Source organism: Lactobacillus sp. ESL0785 (assembly GCF_029395455.1).
Taxonomy (GTDB): Bacteria; Bacillota; Bacilli; order Lactobacillales; family Lactobacillaceae; genus Lactobacillus.
Window position 1 is genome coordinate 966,036 of the sequence record NZ_CP113916.1, and the last position, 23,525, is coordinate 989,560.

20 protein-coding genes are annotated in these 23,525 nt (G+C 35.1%); 3 read left to right on the forward strand and 17 right to left on the reverse strand.

Going from position 1 to position 23,525, the window contains the following annotated elements; genetic code table 11:
* Nucleotides 1-362: 362 nt before the first annotated feature.
* From OZY43_RS04700 to OZY43_RS04760, 13 genes are all read right to left on the reverse strand, one after another.
* Complete coding sequence (locus OZY43_RS04700; protein ID WP_277166360.1) at nucleotides 363-2,978, reverse strand: glycoside hydrolase family 38 C-terminal domain-containing protein; 2,616 nt, start codon at nucleotides 2,976-2,978, stop codon at nucleotides 363-365.
* 63 nt (nucleotides 2,979-3,041) lie between these two features.
* The gene (gene scrK / locus OZY43_RS04705) at nucleotides 3,042-3,914 is read right to left on the reverse strand and encodes a fructokinase ScrK (RefSeq protein ID WP_277163899.1); all 873 of its coding nucleotides are present in this window, start codon (nucleotides 3,912-3,914) and stop codon (nucleotides 3,042-3,044) included.
* Between the two features lie 5 nt (nucleotides 3,915-3,919).
* Entirely contained in the window at nucleotides 3,920-4,300 is a 381-nt protein-coding gene (locus OZY43_RS04710) for a VOC family protein (RefSeq protein ID WP_277163900.1), read from the reverse strand.
* Nucleotides 4,301-4,314: 14 nt separating this feature from the next.
* The gene (locus OZY43_RS04715) at nucleotides 4,315-5,088 is read right to left on the reverse strand and encodes a Cof-type HAD-IIB family hydrolase (protein ID WP_277163902.1); all 774 of its coding nucleotides are present in this window, start codon (nucleotides 5,086-5,088) and stop codon (nucleotides 4,315-4,317) included.
* Between the two features lie 4 nt (nucleotides 5,089-5,092).
* The gene (locus OZY43_RS04720) at nucleotides 5,093-6,484 is read right to left on the reverse strand and encodes a glycosyl hydrolase family 32 (RefSeq protein ID WP_277163904.1); all 1,392 of its coding nucleotides are present in this window, start codon (nucleotides 6,482-6,484) and stop codon (nucleotides 5,093-5,095) included.
* Between the two features lie 15 nt (nucleotides 6,485-6,499).
* On the reverse strand, nucleotides 6,500-7,546 hold the full coding sequence (locus tag OZY43_RS04725) for a PTS fructose transporter subunit IIC (protein ID WP_277163906.1): 1,047 nt from the start codon (nucleotides 7,544-7,546) through the stop codon (nucleotides 6,500-6,502).
* Nucleotides 7,547-7,577: 31 nt separating this feature from the next.
* The gene (locus OZY43_RS04730) at nucleotides 7,578-7,892 is read right to left on the reverse strand and encodes a fructose PTS transporter subunit IIB (RefSeq protein ID WP_277163908.1); all 315 of its coding nucleotides are present in this window, start codon (nucleotides 7,890-7,892) and stop codon (nucleotides 7,578-7,580) included.
* 11 nt (nucleotides 7,893-7,903) lie between these two features.
* Nucleotides 7,904-8,377 carry a fructose PTS transporter subunit IIA gene (locus OZY43_RS04735; RefSeq protein WP_277163909.1) on the reverse strand — a complete coding sequence of 158 codons (474 nt, stop codon included), beginning with the start codon at nucleotides 8,375-8,377 and terminating at the stop codon, nucleotides 7,904-7,906.
* Entirely contained in the window at nucleotides 8,361-10,379 is a 2,019-nt protein-coding gene (locus tag OZY43_RS04740; RefSeq protein ID WP_277163911.1) for a PRD domain-containing protein, read from the reverse strand. Before OZY43_RS04740 ends, OZY43_RS04735 begins: the two co-directional genes overlap by 17 nt.
* Nucleotides 10,380-10,655: 276 nt before the next feature.
* Nucleotides 10,656-11,489, reverse strand: a complete 834-nt coding sequence (locus OZY43_RS04745; RefSeq protein WP_277163912.1) for a PTS system mannose/fructose/sorbose family transporter subunit IID — start codon at nucleotides 11,487-11,489, stop codon at nucleotides 10,656-10,658.
* Between the two features lie 11 nt (nucleotides 11,490-11,500).
* Complete coding sequence (locus OZY43_RS04750) at nucleotides 11,501-12,346, reverse strand: PTS sugar transporter subunit IIC (protein ID WP_277163914.1); 846 nt, start codon at nucleotides 12,344-12,346, stop codon at nucleotides 11,501-11,503.
* Nucleotides 12,347-12,362: 16 nt separating this feature from the next.
* Nucleotides 12,363-12,857 (reverse strand): PTS sugar transporter subunit IIB, encoded by a 495-nt coding sequence (locus OZY43_RS04755; protein WP_277163915.1) that lies wholly within the window; start codon nucleotides 12,855-12,857, stop codon nucleotides 12,363-12,365.
* Between the two features lie 25 nt (nucleotides 12,858-12,882).
* Complete coding sequence (locus tag OZY43_RS04760) at nucleotides 12,883-13,293, reverse strand: PTS N'-diacetylchitobiose transporter subunit IIA (protein WP_277163916.1); 411 nt, start codon at nucleotides 13,291-13,293, stop codon at nucleotides 12,883-12,885.
* Between the two features lie 165 nt (nucleotides 13,294-13,458).
* On the opposite strand from OZY43_RS04760, the gene deoC reads away from it, so the two are divergent.
* From deoC to OZY43_RS04775, 3 genes are all read left to right on the forward strand, one after another.
* Nucleotides 13,459-14,166, forward strand: a complete 708-nt coding sequence (gene deoC, locus OZY43_RS04765; protein WP_277163917.1) for a deoxyribose-phosphate aldolase — start codon at nucleotides 13,459-13,461, stop codon at nucleotides 14,164-14,166.
* A gap of 109 nt (nucleotides 14,167-14,275) precedes the next feature.
* The gene (locus OZY43_RS04770; protein ID WP_277163918.1) at nucleotides 14,276-14,995 is read left to right on the forward strand and encodes a GntR family transcriptional regulator; all 720 of its coding nucleotides are present in this window, start codon (nucleotides 14,276-14,278) and stop codon (nucleotides 14,993-14,995) included.
* 191 nt (nucleotides 14,996-15,186) lie between these two features.
* Nucleotides 15,187-17,460, forward strand: coding sequence for an HAD-IC family P-type ATPase (locus tag OZY43_RS04775; RefSeq protein WP_277163919.1), 2,274 nt, complete (start codon nucleotides 15,187-15,189; stop codon nucleotides 17,458-17,460).
* 546 nt (nucleotides 17,461-18,006) lie between these two features.
* Here the strand turns inward: OZY43_RS04775 and OZY43_RS04780 are convergent.
* The 4 genes from OZY43_RS04780 to lepA form a co-directional block, all read right to left on the reverse strand.
* Nucleotides 18,007-18,525 carry a GNAT family N-acetyltransferase gene (locus OZY43_RS04780; protein ID WP_277163920.1) on the reverse strand — a complete coding sequence of 173 codons (519 nt, stop codon included), beginning with the start codon at nucleotides 18,523-18,525 and terminating at the stop codon, nucleotides 18,007-18,009.
* A gap of 142 nt (nucleotides 18,526-18,667) precedes the next feature.
* Nucleotides 18,668-19,195, reverse strand: coding sequence for an adenine phosphoribosyltransferase (locus OZY43_RS04785; RefSeq protein WP_277163921.1), 528 nt, complete (start codon nucleotides 19,193-19,195; stop codon nucleotides 18,668-18,670).
* Between the two features lie 97 nt (nucleotides 19,196-19,292).
* Entirely contained in the window at nucleotides 19,293-21,569 is a 2,277-nt protein-coding gene (gene recJ, locus OZY43_RS04790; RefSeq protein WP_277166362.1) for a single-stranded-DNA-specific exonuclease RecJ, read from the reverse strand.
* 24 nt (nucleotides 21,570-21,593) lie between these two features.
* On the reverse strand, nucleotides 21,594-23,432 hold the full coding sequence (lepA, locus tag OZY43_RS04795; protein WP_277163923.1) for a translation elongation factor 4: 1,839 nt from the start codon (nucleotides 23,430-23,432) through the stop codon (nucleotides 21,594-21,596).
* Nucleotides 23,433-23,525 lie beyond the last annotated feature (93 nt).

Below are 23,525 nucleotides of genomic sequence, written 5' to 3' on the forward strand. Positions count from 1 at the left end.
TGTCCAGGAAAAATTAATTTCTTAGACAAAAAAATATAGATCAAGAATTCCTTTTGGAAAAATCTTGATCTATTTTTTTGCTTTTTTTCTATAAAAAAGCACTACTAGCTATCTTCTGTGCTAATATTTTAACCTGCTACTTATTTAGCCTTATTCAACGCATCTTTTAAGACGCGACTTGTGTAAACTATTTCAACTACAGTATACTTTGGCGCCACTATCTGCAGCAAAACTAGCAGCTGTTACTCCAGCTTCACCAATACTTTAGGAATCAAATATGAAATAGCATTCCCCAAGTTGTAATCATCAAGAAGAATTGCACCTCAACCAAAAACTAGAATCAGTAAAATTCATTTAGCCGTTCATTCTAATGGTAAAATCACAGAAATTAAGTCATATGGGCCTATTTTTCGTTCACTAATCGCATTTTCTAATGCATTAACAATTCGACCCTTTTTTAACAATACTTCCGGGATTGAAACTGGCCGATTAGTTAAATTTTCTAATCGGATAATGTAACTTCTTTTTTCAGAAAGTGCCGGGTAAATCGCTGCAACTCTAACTTTTTCAGGTAAATTTATTAATTCTAATTGATCATCAATTTGAGGATTATTCTCAGTGGGCCAAATCTTGTTATCAAGTCGATTAATAAACATATTCAAAGTTTGTGCTTGATATGAAATGTTTGGTGTCAACCAAGAAGCTGTTAACTGATTATTTTTACTTTCATTAAAGTCGGTATCAAATAAACCAAAGCAAAATTTAAATTCGTTATGACCTAGTTCTTGTGCTGATATAGTCGGCATCATAATATGACCCTGACTTGTTGTATCGCCAGAAGCACGACCCGGGCGCCAAGCTAAATTAGGTTTACCTAGTTCACCGGTTGTTGCCATTAAAGTAATGAATAACTGCTTATTTTGATATTCATATTCTTTTTGACCAACTCCCCAAAAAGTAAAATGTCGACCATTTTCCCTTAAAGTTACTGATTTCGTGAAATTATAAAGGTTAACTGGTTTCTCAACAAATTCTTTATTCCAATCAGGAGCAATTTGATGATTTTTAGTTGTTATGTATCCAGCCTGAATTTGCGCCCTAGCATCCTGCGTATTAACTTGAGGATTGAAACATAGTCTTAAACGATGAGAATTAACTTGATTATTTAATACCAATTTTGCACAAATTTGTCCTGAATTATTAAAAGTCAAATTGAGAATATAGTCTAGTTGACCATAATGAGGCTTATCTACATCATAATCGTTTAAATTTAACGGTAAACTAGCACTACCTCTAATTATCATTACGTCATGGTGTAAGCTGTGTCTAATTATCACATTTTCCAAAGGCAATCGTTGTTCAACAAAATCTCGATATGGTGAAAAGTCATAAGTATCACCATCATTCGGCTGATCAACCAAAGAAATAATATTCATATACTTTTTATTGGGCGTTAATAAATTAATTTGACCATTAACAAATTGCAACTTTTGCTTTTCAAATGTAATTTCACCGCTACTTTTAATTTGTGAAGATGTCATTTCTGCTAGTGCTTTATCTGTGTTATGAATTGCCACTACTTTATAACCTAATCCTGGTAAATCAATTCGTCCTTTAATTTTGAGTTTGTAATATCCCGGCTCATCAGTATAATCTTCACCATGAGGCGTTTGCATTAAAATATGTTTTCTTGGAGCAACATATTTTTCACTAATAATTTCATTATCAGACATTCCCTCTAACTGAATATTCTTTGTTGGTACCACAATCTCAATTTCTTTATACCCAGAAAAGCGGTGTGGGTCTGTATTAAAAATCAGGACTTGATTAGCTGTTAATTTTAGATATTGAGCAATTTTCTTTTTAATCATGTTTTCAATACCATCAGCCAACTCATTTACTTCTTTATAACGGTGCCAAATATCTTCCGCAGTGCTTTCAGAAACGCTACCACCCAAAGAATCGTGTGGTTGACATTTTAATAGTTTTTGCCATACATTTTCTAATAAACCATTACCAATATTTATACCAACCTTTTTACCAATGACACATAATGGTTCAACCCGAGTTAAAAGCTTTTGTTCTAGTTTAAAATTAGCACGCTTAAATTTACTACGTACTGAACCGATTGACCGATGAACTCGGGAATAAGTTGGTAATCTTAATTCCCCTTGATAATCAGGTAAGGTTGCTTTTTTCTTTTTCATTAAAGCTACAAATTCTGGAAATGAACTGATTACAGTGTGATAATTACTTTTTGCATTAAGCTCTAAAATTGTCTGTGACATATTTTTTACAATATTCATCTGATCAATTCCTGATGGTACCAAGACATCTTCATGATTACCATGTTCCGCTTCAAACTTAACTGCCGGGTCATACTTTTGCGTCACAAATTCATCCAGCTTTTGCTTAGCTTCTGGTGTAATCTGCCCAGTAAAGTAACCAAATGGAAAATTAAGTGCTAGCACTTCTTTACCGCTTAAACCACGCCATCTAAAATAAACAGAACTCGTCTGTCTCTTAAAATTAGTACCACGCCAAAAGATGAAATTATCAATTCCTACCTGATGCAATAAAGTGGGCATTTGTGCATTAAAGCCAAATGAATCTGGTAAATAACCTACCATCATTGGCTTACCATAATTTTTTTGCGTATCTTTAATTCCAATAACTAAATTACGAATGATAGATTCTGCTTGCGGCATTAATGCATCTGTTTGGGTATACCACGGTCCGACAAATAAGCGTCCTTGATCAACTAATTTTTTAATTCTCTGTTTTGCCTCAGGATGAATTGCCACATATTCATCAACAATTGACACTTGACCATCCAAGCAAAAATTAGCTTCATGATTCTTTTCTAATTCATCTAAAACCTCTGTAAAAAGCTGTTCTCCTAAAACCTGCTCATCCATAATTGAAAAGTACCATTCACGATCCCAGTGAGTATGATTTACTAAATAAGCTTTAACCATCATTTCCTCCATTTAAAAAGAGACGCTTAATTAATAACTGATAATTAAACATCCCTTTTTACTCTATTGTTTTAATAAATTCTTTGCTAAAGCAAAGTCACCGACTGTTGCTGAACCATTATCAGTAATTGCTGGCATCACAATATACTTATCTAATTGTGGAACATTAACGTAATTATTCAGCATCTTACTAAAATCACGTCTAACTTTCTTTAAAAATTTTTCACTAACAACGCCGCCGCCAAAAACAATTTTATCAGGTCGTAAAATCAATGTAACCTGCAAAACAGCTTGAGCAACGTAATAGCTCATAACATCCCATACATGATTATCAAGCGGTATTTGCACTCCTGGTTTGTGTAATCTTGCTTCAAAAGTAGGTCCTGAAACTAGACCTTCTAGGCAATCGTGATGAAATGGACAAACACCTACAAAATCTAAATCATCAGGGTGACGCTTCAATAAGACATGTCCCATCTCAGGATGACCCTGCGATCCAATTAAATGACCATTGATTAACGCACCACCACCAACTCCAGTACCAATTGTGTAATAAACTAGCGAATCAATATCTTCGTTTGATAAAAGTGACATCACATATTCACCGTAAGCAGAGCCATTAACATCAGTAGTGAAAAAGATTGGTACATTAATTTGTTTTTGTAAAAAGCCTACAAAATTAGTATTTTGCCATCCTTTTTTAGGAGTATCAGTAATATAGCCGTAATTATTTGCTTGCTTACGAATCTCAATCGGTCCAAACGAAGCAATACCAATTGCTTTGACTGCAAATTGTTTAAAATAATCTGCAACTTTTTGCAAAGTTTCTTTTGGTGTTGTCGTTGGTATTCTAATTGAATCTTTAATTTGATAGTTTTCATTGCCAACAGCACAAACAAATTTAGTACCGCCAGCTTCAATTGAACCTAATAACATTTTCTTTACTTCTTATTTCTTTGACAAACTTCAATAACTTCATGATTTGGACCATAAAAGTTAAAGTAACTAATGCCATGTTCCCAAAAAGGTAAGTGCATAATCTGTTGATCAATCAGTTTAAAACCAGCTGCTTTAATTTGTGCAAATGCTGTAGCAACATCATCTGTATCCAAAGCATAGTGGTTAATTGCGCCATTTACTGGATTAATTGTTGTTTCCCAGACTTCAAGCATCAAATTGCCTAATTGAAAAAATCCAGTTTGGCTGCCATTGTTATCTTCTTGATTAATTAATTCAAAACCAATTTTCTTATAATCTCTAACACTTTTAGCAAAATTATCTGTTGGAATACCCACATGTGAAACACCTTTAAATACGCTCATTATTATACCCTCTTTTAAATTAATTTTAATTTTTTTAAAGCTTTAACAATCCCTAAGTTATCGTTTGTATCCGTAACATAGGTAGCTGCATTTTTAATTGCAGAATTGCCATTTGCCATTGCAATTCCGCAATCAACTACGTCAAACATTGTTAAATCATTATTACCATCACCAAAAGCATAGGTCGGCACAGAAAGATTTTCTTGTTTTAATAATCTTAAAATCCCTTGACCTTTAGAATTATTTTGTAAAACCGTGTCAATTGATTGGGAACCGGTAATCATAAAACGTAATTCAGGAAATAGTCTGCTATATTCAGTATCCGCATGATGAGTAATCACTAAAAGCTGATTAACTGGATTATCTTTATAAAAATCAGGGTTAACTTGCGGAAATGGCGATGAAATATTTTGATAAAATTTACGTGATAGCGGCTGATCATCGGATAATGCGATCTGCCTATAATTATAAAAGCCAATAATATCATTTCTACTTTGCGCGTATGTTAAAACTTTTTGACAAATAGTACTAGAAATCATTAAGTTAAATGCCACTTGACCATTAAATTCACCATATTGTCCATTAGTTGCAATTAATGAATTAATCTCACATTCTTTCATGAAATGTCGTACTTCAAATGCAGCTCGTCCAGTACAAATTACTGGAATATTCCCATTGGCTTTTAATTGGCGTACAGCCTGACTAACTTCCGGTAAAATTGTGGTTTTGCTAGATAATAAAGTACCATCCATATCAAAAAAGACCAAAGATTTAATCTTTTCTGCCATTAGCTTACTTTCTTAACTCAATATTCTTAAATTCCACTTTACCGTTGGCAGCAACGGCTAGGTCATCACCAAATTTTTGATAACCACGAGCGATTAAACTAATGCCATTAACAACCAAGACAAAAATGTCATTATCTACCATTAATTTGACATGCATTTTCTTAAAGTTAGGTTCAGGAAGGGGTCTATTAAGCCCTTTGTTCATCATTTGGAACCATGGCCACTCTGGACTCTTATCAAAAATCAACCGTTTATCATCTTTAGTTAATAAATACTGATATGATTCATCTGTTTTTAGATTCTTAAATAATCTTACTGCAATATCACTGGTATCATCTGAACATGTAATATCCATGTCTAAAACAAAATGGCGGCCTACATCATGAGCAATAACTTTTTCTGTTCTACCAGCTGAATTTTCAATTGTAAAATCAGAAATTTTAGTTTTAGTAGTAAATTGTTCAGTTAATTCATCTGGGAGTTTAGTAGCAAGTGTACCATTTTCTCTTTGAGCAAGTTCTAGTGGTACGTATGTGCCACCCCATTCCCAGTTGACCATATCGCCCTGACCTTTTTCACGAGTTGGCACCCAACCAAATAGTACTCGTCTTTGACCATCAAAAGCAGTTCTGGCAGCGTAATAAGCACGACCATCAAAGGCATCATCTCTAGGCTTAATCCAAGGACCATTAATATTCTTACTCATGCGGTAGCGGGTTTTACTTTGCTCGCTATACTCAGTATATAGTAAGTACCACCAATCACCCATCTTAAATAAATCAGGCATTTCAAGACCGGTATACAAATTAGGAGCATAGAAATCGCCTTTAAAATCCCAATTCTTCAAATCTTTTGAGGTAAATGAAACAATTCGCCCTGTTAATTTAGATTTAGGACCTGCTAATCTGGTTCCCAAAATTAATAAGTACTCTTCCTTATCACTATCCCAAATGACCCATGGATCACGCCAATCTGTTTTATCATAACCCTTTTGAGCAGGTAATAATAATTTATCAACATTTTTTTGAAAATGCTCGTAGTCTGTACTAGTTCCATGAAGCAAAACTTGCGAAGCACGACCTTCCTGTTCAGCTTTCTTATTATAACCAGTATAAAAGGCCTGAATTTTTCCTTGAGCTTCAAAAACAGAACCCGCATAAATCCACTGTGCAGGGTCTTTGGCATCTCCAGCAGGAATTGCGTCGCCATGATCTTCATAATTAACAAAATCTGTTGTGGTTGACAGTGACCAGCCAAACGGTTCATCATTATCAGTCAGTGGTCCTGGCTTACGAGGGTCACGTTGATGATACAAATAGAACTTACCATCTTTGCCAAAAGGCATGATGTCACCCATCCATTTATCTTTTTCAGGTTTATAAAATACTTTGTACATTTTTCTCTCCTATAATTAAGCAGCTGCTTCTGCAGCAACTTTTTGATCCCGATGCATTAATTTCTTAAGGAAATTACATAGTAATGCTCCAACAACTACACCAATCACAATTGATAAGCAGTATAATAAAATATTTGAATCAAACGGTGCAGCCATAAATGTGGATAAAGCCGTCTTTTGCGTTGTACCAAAGAATGCATTAAGTGCGCTAGCTAATCCTGAACCAATCATGCAGCTTGGAATTACGGCTATTGGATCAGAAACAGCAAATGGAATTGCACCTTCGGTAGTAGCAATAATACCCATGATCAAAGCAGTAGTTGAATTTTCTTTTTCATCTTGACTGTAATACTTTTTACCGATAAAACTTGCTAACGCCATGATTAGAGGTGGAATTCCAATAGCAATAAAACATGCAGTACTAATTGCGTAACCACCAGAAGTATATGAAGCCATACTAAACGTATAAGCAACTTTGTTGATTGGTCCACCCATATCTGTTGCCATCATCGCACCAATAATTGCAGCAACTAAGACTTTGTTAGAACCACTGATACTTGCCAACCATGAAGTTAAGCCATTTTGCATTGCTCTAACAGGATCACTGAAGACATAGAAAATTACTAAACCACCAATTAATACAGAGGCTAAAGGAATAACGAAAATTGATTTTAAAGAAATCAGACTCATTGGCATTGGCAACTTTTTAAGCCAATAAACAAGATAACCGATTAAAACACCAACAACCATTCCGCCAATAAAGCCCATACCCAACTTATTAGCAACTAGTCCAACAATAAAGGCTGGTGCCAGTCCTGGTCGATCAGCAATCGAGTATGAAATGTATGCGGCAATCATGACAGGAATAAAGCCCAAGCCTTGTTGACCAATCATCCGTAAAATACCCCAAATATTACTCGTCTGATTCCATACGCCATTACCACCGCCGACAACAGCAATCGAAACGATTAACCCAGAGGCTGAAACAAGGGGAATCATGTATGAAACTCCTGTTTGAAAGTGATCTACTAATTCTTTAAAGAATTGCTTTATCTTATCCATAAAACAAACTCACCTTTCTAAAAAAATTTAATTAATCACCAAGTAGCTCATGAGCTTTAGCAATTGCCTTACTACCATCTTTTACTACTTCAGAAGTACCCATTTTAAGAATTTTTTTACCTGCAAAACGATCTTGTTCTCGAACGTTAGTGTCAACTGCGAAAATCACAGCATCAGCTTCTGCAATATCCTTTGCGCTTAGTTTATTTTCAAAGCCCATTGCACCTTGCGTCTCAACTTTAATCTGATCACCATTTTTCTTGGCATACTTTTTCAAGTTTTGTGCTGCCATATAGGTGTGGGCTACTCCGGCAATACATGCTGTTACTGCTACAAATTTACTCATAATAATTTCTCCTAATCTTCTAGTTCCTTAAAAATATTTACTAATTTATCTGGATCATTTTCTGCCTTGACTTGTGCAACAAAATCATCATCCATTAACTTTCCAGCAATTGTTGCTAGCATCTTTAAATGCTCTTTACCGCTATCTTTATCACGTGCAGCCATTAAAAAAATAATTGATACCTTACTGCCGTCAAGTGAATTCCACTCAAGTGGCTTAGTTGTTTTAGCAAACACCAATGAAGCCACATTAACCGTTTCACTTTTTCCATGAGGAATAGCAATATTATTGCCAATGCCTGTTGTCGTCAAGCTTTCTCGATACAAAACATCGTCCTTAAATTTAGTTGCATCACTTACAATACCGTTCTTTTCCATGACAGCCGCTAATTTAGTTATTGCATCCTCCTTAGAAGAAGCATCTAAACCAATTACGATATTATCTTTTGAAATAAAACTTGTCTCTTTTTTAGTCAATCTCTTCATCTCCTATCGTAGTAATCACATCTGTTTCTTTTGTTAACCGACTCAATTTACGCAACATCTTTTTATCCTCCAAAATTGCATTAAAGTAACTATAAATTTCATTAATTGAACTTTTTATGCTTTTGTTCATTGCCATGAAAAAGACAAGATTAACTTTACCTTTACCCCAATCAATACCACTTGAATTAATATAAATAGCAATACAGGGAGACTTAACATACTTAATTGGAGCATGTGGCATGGCAACAAGCTCCATTTTTGTACTAGCAAGTTCTTCTCGCTTAATCGCTGCTTTCTCAATTCCAGGAAATACATAACCCTGTTTTTGTAATACATCACAAATTTTATGAATTGCTTGGTTACGTTTAATATGTTGATGATCAATCATAATTAATTCTGGTTTAACTAACTTCATAAATTCATTTTCGTCTTTTTTAAACTTAGTTAAATTATCAATTACTTGTTGGATTTTCCCTTTTGATTGTTCATCTAAAAATGGTGGTACAAATACAACTTTCTTGTGAGCTATATTTATATCAACTGTACTAATGACCAAATCCTCTGTAACAGGTGTATTAATCAGCTCCGATATTGAAACTACACGATTAATTTTGATTGTATCAGGAAAATATTTTTCAATTCTCTGTTTAAGAAGTCGAGCCGTTCCCAAACCTGTACTACAAGCAATAACAGCAACTACTTTATTATTTTGTTCACGCCTTTCAACATAACTTTCTAAATGCAGAGCAATATATGCAATTTCATCATCATTGATATGAACTGAAAAGGATTTTTCTATCTCTATACTTAAATCCACTGCTTGGTTATAAACATAAGCAAAGTTTCTTTTGATGCTATCTTTATACGGATTCTTAATACTTAGGCCTAAGGTAAAGCGATGCAGCGCAGGAATTAAGTGCAGGGTCAGATTGTTAATTAAAGTTTCATCGTAACTTGATAACTTGTTACGTAAAAAGCAAGCAATAACATTGTTTTGAGAGTCTGGCATATTCCCCTCTAAATTGGCATATTGCTGACTGTTAGGCTCAGCAGCTAAGATGTGAATGTTAATGTATTTTTGCTCAGCTTCAGGTATTGTCAATTGAAACTTATCTTCCAGTAGCTTTGTTAAAGTTTGAGTATTCGGGGACATGGGATGAGCCGTAAAATCATCATTTTGTTGAATAATTTCACCATTTTTTATTCTCTGAATAGCAATCACCAGATGAATTTCTAAAGATTGGAATTGATAGTCATTCAAAGTTATTAAACTATTTTTTTGAAATTGAGTAAGTGTCTGTCCAACTCCAAAGAAAATAGTTTGATCAAAAATTGACTTCAACTCTTTAGGCACATTGATCACCATTTCTGAATTAACTTGACCATTAATACTTAGGTTATCACCCCAATAAAATCCTAAAAGCAAGGTCATTAATTTTCGCTTGATACTTTCAGATGCTTGAACAAAAATTCCACGCTCTCCACTTTTGAGGCTTGCACCTTGTTGATTAAACCAACCTTTAATTTCCTTAAGATAAAGTTCAATTGTTGTTCTACTAACATAATATTTATTAGATAATTCTTGAATGGTTATAGGCTGCTCATCTGTTAGTAATCTAGAAATAATTCCCAATTTTATTTCTTTTGGATTTTCCTGACTAGATACTAAGTTACCCTTTTGTAAAGAAGACAAAAGATGATCAGTATCGCCTTCAAAATAAATTCCGTAACTTTGCTTTCTAATCAGTTTGATATGATATTTTTCAACTTCGTCAGCAATTTCTTTAAGATACTTATTAATTGTTCCTCTTGACACACCAATGTTATGTTCAATATTTTCATAGTGCGTCACGCCATCAATTAATATTTGCTTAACAATTTTCACTTCTCTATCGTTGATATAATCGCCTTCTTTCTTTTTACCCTGAATACGCTTCCAATTATAACTGTGATAAATCCATAACGATACAGAACAAAATATACTTTTAATAGTATAATTCATTAATTCACTTAAAATTTAAAATATTTATGTACATCCCCCTAATATGTCAGATCGTCAACTGAATTTGCTTACAAAATCAATTAATTCAATAGACGATTGGAAAAAAGATACCCTTAAATATGTACAAAATTAAAAGTAATAACCTAATTTAGTGATACATATTCTAATAATCAACTATTTGGCAAACAGTATCCCAAGTTAATAAATACGAAAAAAGCATAAAAATAGTGAGCTTTACGCTCACTATTTTTATGCAGTTTTAATTATATTGTCATTTTAAAATAAGCCTACTAAACAGCCCAAAGTAACGATTACTACCATAATAATGATAACCTTTGTTGCTGTCATTTGTTTGCTTGAAACAAGCCACCAGCCAAGAATAACCATAGCTAGAGGCAATAGTCCTGGGAAAATTCCGTCTAAAACACCTTGCAATGGAGCTGATTTACCACCTTGTGGTATTTTAGCAATTGTCTTCAGAACAATTGTATTAGCCGCTAAAGCTCCAACAACCATCACACCCAAAATATTGAAGGCATCAGTGATACGCTTAGAATTTTCACCCACGATGGTATCAATTGCTCCAACACCTAGACGATAGCCACTATGAAATGCAATGTATGAAATCGTTGGTCCAATAATACCGTAAGCAATGATATAGAACAATGGTCCAACTGGACTACCGCCTTTAGCTAAACTCATACCAATAGATAAGAGAATAGGAACAATAATACCTTGAATAATTGAATCGCCAATACCAGCTAAAGGTCCCATTAAAGTTGCTTTAATAGTTACCGGCATTTCTTCAGAAACATCATTGCCAAGAGCAATTTGTTCCTCAAGTGAAGCAACAATTCCGTTAATCAATTGTCCAGTTTGTGGTTCAGTATTATAAAACATTGAATGCCGTTCCAAAAGGCGACGCTTTTTTTCAGGATCATTTTTATAATATTTACGAGCAAATGGTAAATATGAATATGCCCATGCATGACCCTGCAACTTTTCGTAACTCATCGAACTCAAATGCGTAAAGCCCCAACGATACCAAATTTGATTTAATTCGTGCTTTGATAGTAATTTTTTCGGTTCAGTATTGTTTGAATTTGCCATAATAAATCTCCTTAGAATAGATCCTCATCTTCATATTCATCATCTGTATTAACAGTTTGATCATTATCACCCACAGTTGAACCTGCTGTAGAGACAGTGTTTTTACCGGATGCAAGATAATAAAGATATGCAACTAACGCTGCAATAAAGACAATCGCAATCATACTTAACTTAGCAAAAGCTAGTAGGACAAAACCAGCAAGGAAAAAGATAAAATGTGGTTTGCTTTTAATAACTATACTCATAAGCATAGCAATACCCAGAGCTGGTAAAACGCCACCTAGAACTTGAATAATATGAGTTACAATTTCAGGAATACTGCTAATCAGCCAATTAACTAGTCCTTTACCAAAGTAAATTGCTAAAAATACTGGTACGGCACGTAAAAGAAAAGTAGTAATTTGTGGATATACCAAATGGTTTAAAACAATACCGCGATCGTTGTTTTCATGGGCTGCTTTTTCTGCTCTAGTATTCCAAAAAGAATAGAGAGCCATCCGTCCGTTGTAAAAGATTAAGCCAAAAGTTTGGCCAATTAAAATTGCCAGAGTTACCGCAATCGCTGGATTCTTAGTAGTAGCCATTGCTAAACCGATACCGCCATATGCCGCATAAGTAATCTCACTATTAGTAGCACCACCAGTTGAAAGGTTAGCTATAAATACAGCCTGTACAGCTAAACCACATAAAATACCATTTTTAATATCACCAAAAGCAAGACCTACTAATAATCCAGCAACTAAAGGTCTACCTACAATGTAGAAACCACCCGACATACCAAATAGCCAAGGTGTTTCAATTGCTCCTAAATAGCAAAAAATTCCTGTTAAAAGAGCTGGAAAAAACAAACTATTCATTTTCTGTTCCTCCTATTTATTTCATTTCATCATATTTTTTCTTCATAGTTGTCCATGATTTCGGTTCATCATCTGGCAGAAGCTGAAATTGAATCTCAACACCATGTTTTGCAATATCTTCAAAAGCATCGTAATCATTTTGATCTAAAGCAACCGTTCTTCCTAATACCTTAGTCCCAGGTCTAGTGTTCATTGGACCAACATTAAGCACCTTACCAAAGTCAATACCTAAATCAACCAATTTTGCGAATGTTTGCGGTGAGTCACTTATTAAAAAGAATTTCTTTTTAGATTCAATTCCTTTTGCAATCTTTTCACCCGCTTCTGCAACTGTGTAAATTCCAACTTTTAACTCATTGGCTGCAGCTTTAAGTACCTTTCTCCTCAGCTTGTCATGCGCAATATTATCACCAACAACTAAAATGCCATCTACTGGACGGGCCTTAGTCCATCTGGTCATTGTTTGACCATGGATTACACGATCGTCAACTCTTACTACTGAAATACTCATTTTTTATTACTCCATTCTTCAATGACTAAAAAAGGTCGTCATCATCATCTTGAATATCTACTGCTTTTATAATTCCTTCTGCACCAGCTTTTAAAACAATTTCTGTTGCTTCATCAAGTGTTGTTTTACTTGTAAGCTGTGGAATTAGTTCAAGTAACATTGGCAAATTTAATCCACTAATTAAACTAACTCTTTCTGGATGTTCTAAATAATATTTATATGATTCGTTATAAGGTGTCCCTCCTTTTAAATCGGCCAAAATCAAAACTGATTCCTTTTGCTGATCTAATAATTCATTTAAACTGCTACGATATTTATCAATGCCATCATTATCCAATTGTAGAGTTAAAATTTTTGAACTTTTACCGGCAATAAATTCAAAGCCTGATAAAATACCTTCAGCTAAATTACCATGTGATGTTAAAAGAACTTTCACTAGCTTCATCTCCATTTTGTAATTACATATTATTTTTACAATGTAATTATATGTAATCGCTATCTTTAAGTCAATATCTATTTTTATAGAAATTTAATTTATTGTTGACCTTTTTTCCTTTAATCATTATAATCTATTATGTAAATACATAAAGGAGAAATAATTATGAAATATACAATTGATGATTTTGCCCGCTTAATTGACCATACGAATTTACATCCGTATGCAACTCAAGAAGATATGAAAAAACTTTGTGATGAAGCAAAAAAGTATCATTTTAAAATGGTGGCAATTAATCAAGTTCAATCAAAATATTGCGCTAAACAACTTGCAGGAACAGATATTGATACTGGAGCAGCAATTAGTTTCCCTTTGGGACAAACAACTGTAGCTTCAAAGGTTTTTGATACTAAAAATGCAATCGAAAATGGTGCCAATGAAATTGATTATGTAGTAAATTTAACCAAAGTACGTGACCATGATTGGGACTACATTGAAGACGAAATGAAGCAAATTGTTACCACATGTCATGAAAAGAATATTCCGTGTAAAGTAATCTTTGAAACCTGTTTTCTTACTAAAGATGAAATTAAGCAATTAGCCTTAATTGCCAAAAAAGTTGAACCTGACTTTGTAAAAACTTCAACTGGTTTTGGGACTGCTGGTGCTAAAGTTGAGGATGTCAAGTTAATGAAGGAAAATGTTGGCCCTAACGTCAAAGTTAAGGCAGCTGGCGGTATTCGTAACACCGATGACTTTTTAGCAATGATTGCCGCAGGTGCAAAGCGAATCGGGACTAGTTCCGGAGTAAAAATTATTGAGACTTTGAAGAAACGCTTTGAAGATGACAATATTACTTCTCTAGATATTTAAAACAAAATTTTAAGATAAAAAAATCAATGCAAAATACCAACTGGAATTTATAAGCATTGATTTTTTTGTGTTATAGTAACTTGTGATTACATAAAAAGGTGGCAATAGTGTGACAAAAGCAGGACAACCCAAATATAAATTAATTGAAGATGATTTACTAAAGAAAATACAAACTGGTGTCTATAAACAAAACACACTGATTCCGCGAGAGGTAGAACTTGCAGAAAACTATCATGTCAGCCGACCAACCGTGCGTCAAGCAATTTCTAAGCTAGTCAACAAAGGCTATTTAGAACGCCGCCGCAAGCGTGGAACGATAGTTAGGCAAGCAAAAATCGAACAGGAATTTACTCACGTAATTGAAAGTTACAGCGCAGAAATGAATATAAAAGGTATTTATCCTAAGACAAACCTGCTATACTTTCAAGTCCAACAAGCTAACTCTGAAGTAAGTGAGAACTTAAAAATTCCGTTGAATGCACCAGTTTTTAAACTTACACGATTACGTTATGCTGACCAAAAGCCAATTGTTTTAGTTACTACCTACGTTCCCCAGGAAAGAGTGCCTGAGTTAATTAACTACGATTTCGTTAAGGATTCTCTTTACAGCACTTTGGAAAAGTATAAATTAAAAGTTACGCATGTTATCAGGAAGTTGGAAGTTCTAGAAGCTGATGAAACTACGGCCAATCTACTTAATATTCCAAATAACAAGCCAATCTTTTACTTTCACACCCAAGGACTTACCAGTGATGAAAAGCCAATTGAATATTCAATTGCTAAGTATCGTGGTGACCTTAACTCATTCATAATCGATGTGCGTAGATAATCTGAACTCAACTAAAAACGTTTATGTTCAGCTTACAAATTCTAACTGACTACTTAAATGACATTTATTCCTAGCTGATCTTTAAGATAATCATTAATATTATCAAGTGGTCATGCTTTTATTTTCTAGTAAAAAGCGCCTAATTGTGCTAATTTAGATAAGGTACAAATTTAATATAAGGAAGGCAAATTATGTCTGAAAAAATTACCGGCTTAAGTCAAGCCGAAGCAGATAAACTTCTTAAAGAAAAGGGCTTAAATGAAGTTCCTGAACCACAATTTAATTTCTTTAAAGAATTTTTATCTAAATTATGGAATTTATCCGCTTGGATTCTAGAAGCTGCCCTTCTTCTAGAATGTATCTTAGGTAAATGGATTCAATCATTATTCGTGTTACTAATGTTACTCTTTGCTGCCTGGAATGGGGCATCAAAGAAAAAGCAATCACGACGCGTTTTAAATAATATTTCCCACAAATTAACACCGACAGTTGCTGTTGAACGTGACGGCAAGTGGCAGAACATTGATTCAAAATATTTAGTTCCTGGTGACTTGATTAACATGCAACCAGGCGATGTCATAGCGGCGGATGTTAAATTAGTTGACGGTCAGATTGCAACTGATGAAAGTTCAATCACTGGTGAAGCCAAAACTGTTCATAAGCAAGTTGCTGATTCAGCTTTTGCTGGAACAACAGTTGTTGAAGGTTCTGGCTTAGCTATAGTTACAGCGACTGGTTCAGATTCACGTTCAGGCAAAACCATTAACTTAATCAACAATTCAGCTGCTCCCGGACATTTACAACAATTATTAACTAAAATCATCTATTACCTTTGTCTACTTGATGGTATTCTAACTTTAGTAATCGTCATTGCTTCCTTCTTTAAGGGCGGTGACATTCAAAATTTAATTAATATGCTACCATTTTTGGCAATGATGTTTATCGCATCAATTCCAGTTGCTATGCCCTCAACTTTTGCTCTTTCTAACTCATTTGAAGCAACTAGACTAAGTAAAGAAGGCGTTTTAACTTCAGACTTAACTGGAATTCAAGATGCAGCCAACTTGAACCTGATTTTACTGGACAAAACTGGAACTATTACAGAAAACAAAACAGCTGTTGCCCAATGGACTAATTTCAGTCCACTCGACAATAACACGGTTTTAGAACTAGCAACTGCAGCTACTGACAAGCGTAACAAAAAAATCATTGACACAGCTATTGACGATTATGTTGCTGGCTTAGGCTTAACTGTTAAAACTGCCACTGACTTTACCCCGTTCACTTCTGCTACGGGCTACTCAATGGCTAATATTGAGGGTTACAACGTTAAATTGGGTTCCTTTAAGCAACTATCCCTAATCGATCAAACTGCTAGCAGTACGGCTAAAAAGATTGATTTTGGTGCTGGTCGTTCCTGTGCTTTGTTAATTAACGATCAATTGGCTGGCGTCTTCATCTTACAAGATCAAGTTCGGTCAGATTCTAAAGCTGCATTGGCCGAATTGAAAAAACGCGGCGTGCGCCCAATTATGTTGACTGGTGATAATCAAAAAACAGCGATCGCAGTTGCTCAACAAGTCGACTTATCCGGTGATGTTATCTCAATTCATGATTTCAATGAAAATACTGATATTACTCACCTAGCTGGCATTGCTGACGTTCTACCAGAAGATAAATTACGAATGGTTAAATTTTTCCAAAAGAAAGGCTATATTGTCGGTATGACTGGTGATGGGGTTAATGATTCACCGGCACTAAAACAAGCTGAAGTTGGTATTGCCGTTTCAAACGCCGCCGATGTTGCTAAGCGTTCTGGTAAAATGGTACTTTTAAATGATGGGTTAAGCTCGATTGTTAAAATTTTAGATGCTGGTCACCGTGTTTACCAACGAATGACCACTTGGTCATTAACCAAATTAGCACGAACAGCTGAATTAACGATGTTGCTAACTTTTGGTTATCTTTTCTTCAACTATATTCCAATGGCGCTTAACGCAATGGTCATCTACACAATCATGAATAACATGGTGACCATGATGATTGGTACTGACCGCACTCATATCACTTATAAGCCAGAAAACTGGAACATGGCTAAATTAGCTAAGATTGCCTTCTCATTAGCTTTTGGCTGGACAGCAATTGGTATTATTGCAGTTGGTTTCCTCAATACTCATGGCTTTAGCCATGGTACAGTTTCAACAATGGTTTACGTCTATCTCGTATTGAGTGCAATGTTCATTATCTTGATTACGCGGACTAAACGCTTTTTCTGGCAGGATTACCCTTCCAAAGCAGTTGGTTTAACCCAATTAGGCGATATTGTTTTAACAATCATTTTGGCAGTCTTTGGGTTAGCAATGACTAAAATCAGTTGGACTAACTTATTGCTGACATTTGCAATTGCTCTAGTAGCAGCAATTGTAATCGACCTTGTTTATCAACCGATTATGAAAAATAAATAACCTGATTAAAATAGAGCTTCTTTGCGGAAGCCCTATTTTTTTGAGCAAAAAAAAGACTGATCTCGTTTAGTTGCCGAGGTCAGTCTTTAAATGAGTTCATTAATGTGTTCCTGATTGACCATCACATTAATGAAAAAGTGTTTTTGTATATGCTATTTGGTTATAAAAATTTAGAATAGGAAAAAATATTTAATTAATCAGGAAAGATAATTATTATTTTGTGAACTGTGAGACAAGGACACAAGTAAGTTAACAATAACTATATTATGTTGGTTGTCCCTTGCATCATCTCCTTTCCCTTTGCTAACAGTAGTGTGCTTATAAAAGTAAACGCTACATAAATTTGTTAGCAACATTTTTTGCCTTCATGGCATTAAATTACACTTGTTATAATAATAGTACAACATAAAATAACTATTGTAAACAAAATTATTAAATTTAAAGTGGTTAAAATTAGCTTTAAATCAAATATTTAGCTATAACTTATAATTGTTTAAATAACAAAATTGCTCGAACAATTATTCGAGCAATTTTTGCAATTATTTTTTATCTAACCAATTCATAAACATACGAAGTTTCATCTGCACGATAGACGCCATGTAAAGTTCCTACTTGTTTAAAACCCATTTTATTTATCAAGTGCTGCATTGCCTTATTATCTTCATGCGTATCAATACGAAGCGAGTCAATTTCAGGATGATTATCCTTAATTTCAGTAATTACAGCTTGTAAGAGCTTAGTTGCATAACCATTACCTGCATGCTTAGAATGAATGGCAACACGATGAATAACAAGATACTTATCCGTTTGTGTCAGCCATGCACCATTTAATTGATCATACGCATGATCAGGTGCGGGAACAATCGAAATTGCCCCAACTGTTTCTCGATCGTCGGAAACAGCTAAATACGCCCAACCATTTTTAATATCTTCCTTAATTTGATCTGGTGATGGATAATCTCCTTGCCACTGATTGACACCACTTTCTGCCAATTGGTTTGCCCCATCTTTTAAAATATCCATAATTTGGTCAAAATCGACCATTGTTGCTTTTCTTAATTGCAAATTATTCACTTCTCCTTTTTTAACATAAGCTATATTATATCTACACAAACTAACCATGTAAAAAAATTTGTTTTCTTATTTGCACAAAAAATGGTTTCCCTTTTTATTTAAAGAAAACCATTTTTAACATATTAACAATTATTTAAGCACCATGAAATTGTACAAGTGAATAGATATCTAAGTTAGGCAACTTTTCATGTCCTTTTAAATCTGGTAATTCAATATAAAAAGCAGCACCAACTAGCACACCGCCCAACTTTTCAATTAATTGCTTGCATGCACGTAAAGTTCCGGCAGTAGCTAATAAATCATCACAGATAACTACTCTTTGTCCAGGTTTAATTGCATCTTTATGCATTTCCAGACTATTTGAGCCATATTCCAAATCATATGAAGCACGTTCAACATCTCTTGGCAGCTTATGGGGCTTCCGCGCAGGAACAAAGCCCAAACCTAATTCAGTTGCAACAGGACATCCAACAATGAATCCACGAGCTTCTGGACCAACAATCACATCAGCTTTTCTACTCTTAGCATACTCTGCCAGCTTATGTGTAGCTGCCTGAAATAATTTACCGTCCTGCAAAATAGGGGTAATATCACGAAAAACAATTCCCTTATTCGGAAAATCCTTAACACTTGCAATTCGCTCTTCAAAAATGTTTGCCATACGAAGAAAAACCTCCAAAATTTCAATTGCTTTACCAAGCATAATTCAACTTATCTATTCTAACAGATTTTTACTTGAAAAGCATTAAAAGAAAACATTAATGCCGCTTTAGCTGACTGTTGACATACATTAATAACTGCGTGGTCGGCATCTGCCTTAACTCATGCACAAATTTAATTTGCGATACAGAAGCACAAAAATAGCGTGACGAAGTTAATGGCTGCTTCACTGGTTTTCGCACCCCAACAATCTTACCCTGCTCCATTTTCACAAAATCTAATTCAAAGAAGACGCGTAAAATAAATAAGACACTATTGTAGTCTAAACCTAGAAAAGGTGCAACTTGCCGGTAATCAGCTACTGCAAGTTCTGGATGCCGATAAACATATTTTAAAACCCGAGCAAAATCAGCTTTGGCTGGTAAAGTTTCTACAGGCAACTGATCTAATAAAAAACGTAAATAAAGTTGCTGATAATCATTAGTCAAAGCTGCATCTAGCTCCTGCTGACTATGTGGGGCATCAAGCAGCACGGCTGTCTCTCCAGCTTCCTGATAATCAGTTACCAAAGAAATTTTAGCCGGTTCAATACCTAAACTATTTTCAGCAATTGAGCGATTTTTATCATCAAACAATAAATACTTGTCAGCAAAACCCATAATATATTTTTCTTGACGTAAATCCACAACTGGTGTCGGGACAGCTAATTGCGGTGCTTTAAAAACAAAACCCGTAATAATGCCCTGTAATTTAGTCTGCTTACGATAAGTGTTAAGCCCCAGTTGAATAAAAATTTGATCAATAAATGGTAATAAATTACGCGTCAAAAATTCTTTATTAAACCCAACAACATCTAATTTACCACCATTTTTGACAGCTTGAAAACGAATATGAGTCTTGTCTTTACCCATAAAAATAAAATTATTAATTGCTGCATGGGTAATACTAAAAATTGGTTGTACATTGTCAGTACCAAAAGGACCAACTTGGCTAATTTCTGCTACTGTATCAGTCGTTAATCCAGCTAGTGGTAATTCTAAGTCATAATATTTAGTTGCCAAACTAGATGTCCCTTCAAAGCTCGCTTCAAAAGCATCCCGCAAAGCAGCAATTTTATCTTCAGTCATTGACAGCCCACACGCAAAATCATGCCCACCAAACTTTGTTAGTAAATCTTTTTTTAGGGGATTTAAGGCATTAAACAAGTTAAATCCCTGAGTAGATCTACCTGAGCCCTTAATTTCGCCTTGATCATTTTTAGTTAAGACAATTGTCGGCTTATGATATTTTTCTACTACTTTATTTGCTACTAGACCAAGGACACCTTCATGAAAATCAGGATTATAAATGACTAAAGTATTCTTAGTCTGCCAACCATTGTTTTGCACCTGCATTAGACAATCTTGATAAACCGTAGTCGTTAACTCTTTACGCTTATCGTTAAGTTCCTCAACCTGAGCAGCCAATTCTCGTGCCTGCTCTTCCTCATCACACAAAAGCAGCTCAACAGCTAAACTAGCATCAGCTAGTCGACCAACTGCATTTAATCGCGGTGCAATATTAAAGCCAACATCGGTTTCATCAATTGAACCTAACTTTAAACCAGCATTTTTAATTAAAGCACGCAACCCAGGCCGTTGCGTTTGATTAAGCATTGCCAGTCCGCGTTTAACAATAACGTGGCCTTCGCCCGAAACTTTAACCATATCACCAATTGTTCCAATCATTGCTAATTCAAGCAATTCAGACATAGGATCCTGCATTAATTCTCGGCAAATTGTGTAGGCAACACCAGCACCACAATAATCATCAAACGGATATTTTTGTCCCGGATAATTACAATGAACAATGGCGTAAGCAGCAGGAACTTCTTCTTGAAAAGTGTGGTGGTCCGTAATGATTGTATCAACGCCCTGACTTTTGGCATAAGCAACCTCTTGAACACCGGTTACTCCATTATCAACAGTAATAATTAGTTTAGTACCATCTGCAACTATCTTTTGGTAAGCTGCTAAATTTGGACCATAGCCATCACGAAAACGATCTGGAATAAAATAATGCACATCAGCACCTAAAATTTCCAAATTTTCCATCATAATTGTTGTAGCTGTAATACCATCTGCGTCATAATCACCATAAATGGTTATTTTTTCACCATTATCAATCGCTTGATTAATCCGCTGAACAGCTTTAGTCAAATCATGCATTAAATTAGGATCAGCTAAATCTGCTTCTGTCGCATTAAACCAAAAATTTAATTCTTCATCAGTATTTATTCCTCGCAAAGAAAACAACTTAGCCGTCATTGGGCTAAGTTGGTATTTTTCAATTAACTCAGGAGCTAATTCCTTAGCAGAACGTTGTTTCCACTCAATCATTAAATGTTTTACTCCTAACTATTACTTTGCATTCAGATCATCGTCATTCATTTTTAAAACTGCCATAAAAGCATCTTGTGGCACTTCAACACGACCCACAGCCTTCATCCGTTTTTTACCACGTTTTTGCTTTTCTAATAGTTTAGCTCGCCGATCAGGGTCACCTGTATGAATTTTCCACGTTACATCTTTACGATAAGGCTTAACTGTTGCCCGCGAAATAATTTTAGCTCCAATTGCTCCCTGAATATCAACTTCAAAATTTTGCCGCGGAATTAATTTCTTGAGCATTGAGGTCATTTGCCGCGCCCGTTTCTGGGCTTCATCTCGGTGCGCAATAAAACTCAAAGCATCAATTGCCTGTTTATTAAGTAAAATATCAATCTTGACTAAATCAGTGGCACGATAGCCCGTAATTTCATAATCAAGCGAAGCGTAACCCTTAGTTGATGATTTTAAATCATCGAAAAAGTCATAGATGATTTCAGCTAACGGCATATCATAAATCACATTGACGCGATACTTATCTAAATAATCCATTGTGACAAACTCGCCGCGTTTACGCTGACATAATTCCATCACTGGACCTACAAAGTCGTTAGGAACCATAACCTCAGCTTTGACATAAGGCTCCTGCACTTCCTTATACTCACCAGCAGACGGTAAATCCGATGGATTATCGATTACCTTTGTTGTTCCATCATTCATAAGCGCATGATAATCTACCGATGGTGCTGTCATAATTAAATCAAGATCAAATTCCTGCTCTAACCGTTCCTGCACAACATCCATATGCAAAAGGCCTAAAAAACCACACCGAAAGCCAAAGCCCAAGGCAGTAGACGTTTCCGGTTCAAATTCTAAAGCAGCATCATTTAACTGCAATTTTTGCAAGGCTTCTTTTAAATCGTCATACTTGGCATTGTCAACTGGGTACATCCCAGAATAGACCATTGGTGGAATCTGCCGGTAACCAGGCATCGGTTCAGCTGTCGGATTTTCTGCAAAGGTAATCGTATCACCCACACGTGTCTCCCGCACAGACTTAATATTAGCTGTTAGATAACCAACATCTCCGGCAATCAGAACGTCTTTTTTAATTGGCTGCGGACTTGTAACCCCAACTTCAGTTACTTCATACTTTTTGCCAGTATTCATAATTTCAATTTGATCACCCGGCTTAACAATCCCTTCTTCAATTCTGACAGAAAGGACCACGCCACGATAATCATCATATTTTGAATCAAAAATTAATGCTTTCAGTGGTGCTGTTAAATCACCATCTGGTGCGGGTATATCTTGGACAATTCTTTCAAGCATATTAGAAATTCCTTGACCAGTTTTTCCAGAAACTTCAGCGGCATCTGAAGCATCAAGTCCCAGCATCTCTTCAATTTCTTCTTTGGCCTGTTCGGGATTAGCTGAAGGCAAGTCGATTTTATTAATTACTGGTAGAATTTCCAAATCATCATCAATTGCTAGGTAAGTATTAGCTAGTGTTTGTGCCTGTACACCCTGTGAAGCATCAACTACTAAGAGAGCCCCTTCACAAGCTGCTAATGACCGTGAAACTTCATAAGAAAAATCTACGTGTCCCGGTGTATCAATTAAGTGAAAAATATAATCTTGCCCATCTTGTGCGTGATACTTAATTTCGACCGAGTTCATCTTAATTGTAATTCCGCGTTGTCGCTCAAGTGGCATGTCATCAAGCATTTGGTTCTTCAATTGTCGCTCTGAAACCGTATCAGTTAATTCCAAAATCCGATCAGCAATGGTTGATTTACCATGATCAATATGCGCAACAATTGAAAAATTGCGAATATGTTTTTGATAATCTTGTAATTTTTTAATATCCATAAATTATTTGCACCCTTTATTCTATCTTTCTATTATAACAAATACATAGGTAGAACAGAAAAAAGAATCCTAACAAATTTAGGATTCTTTATT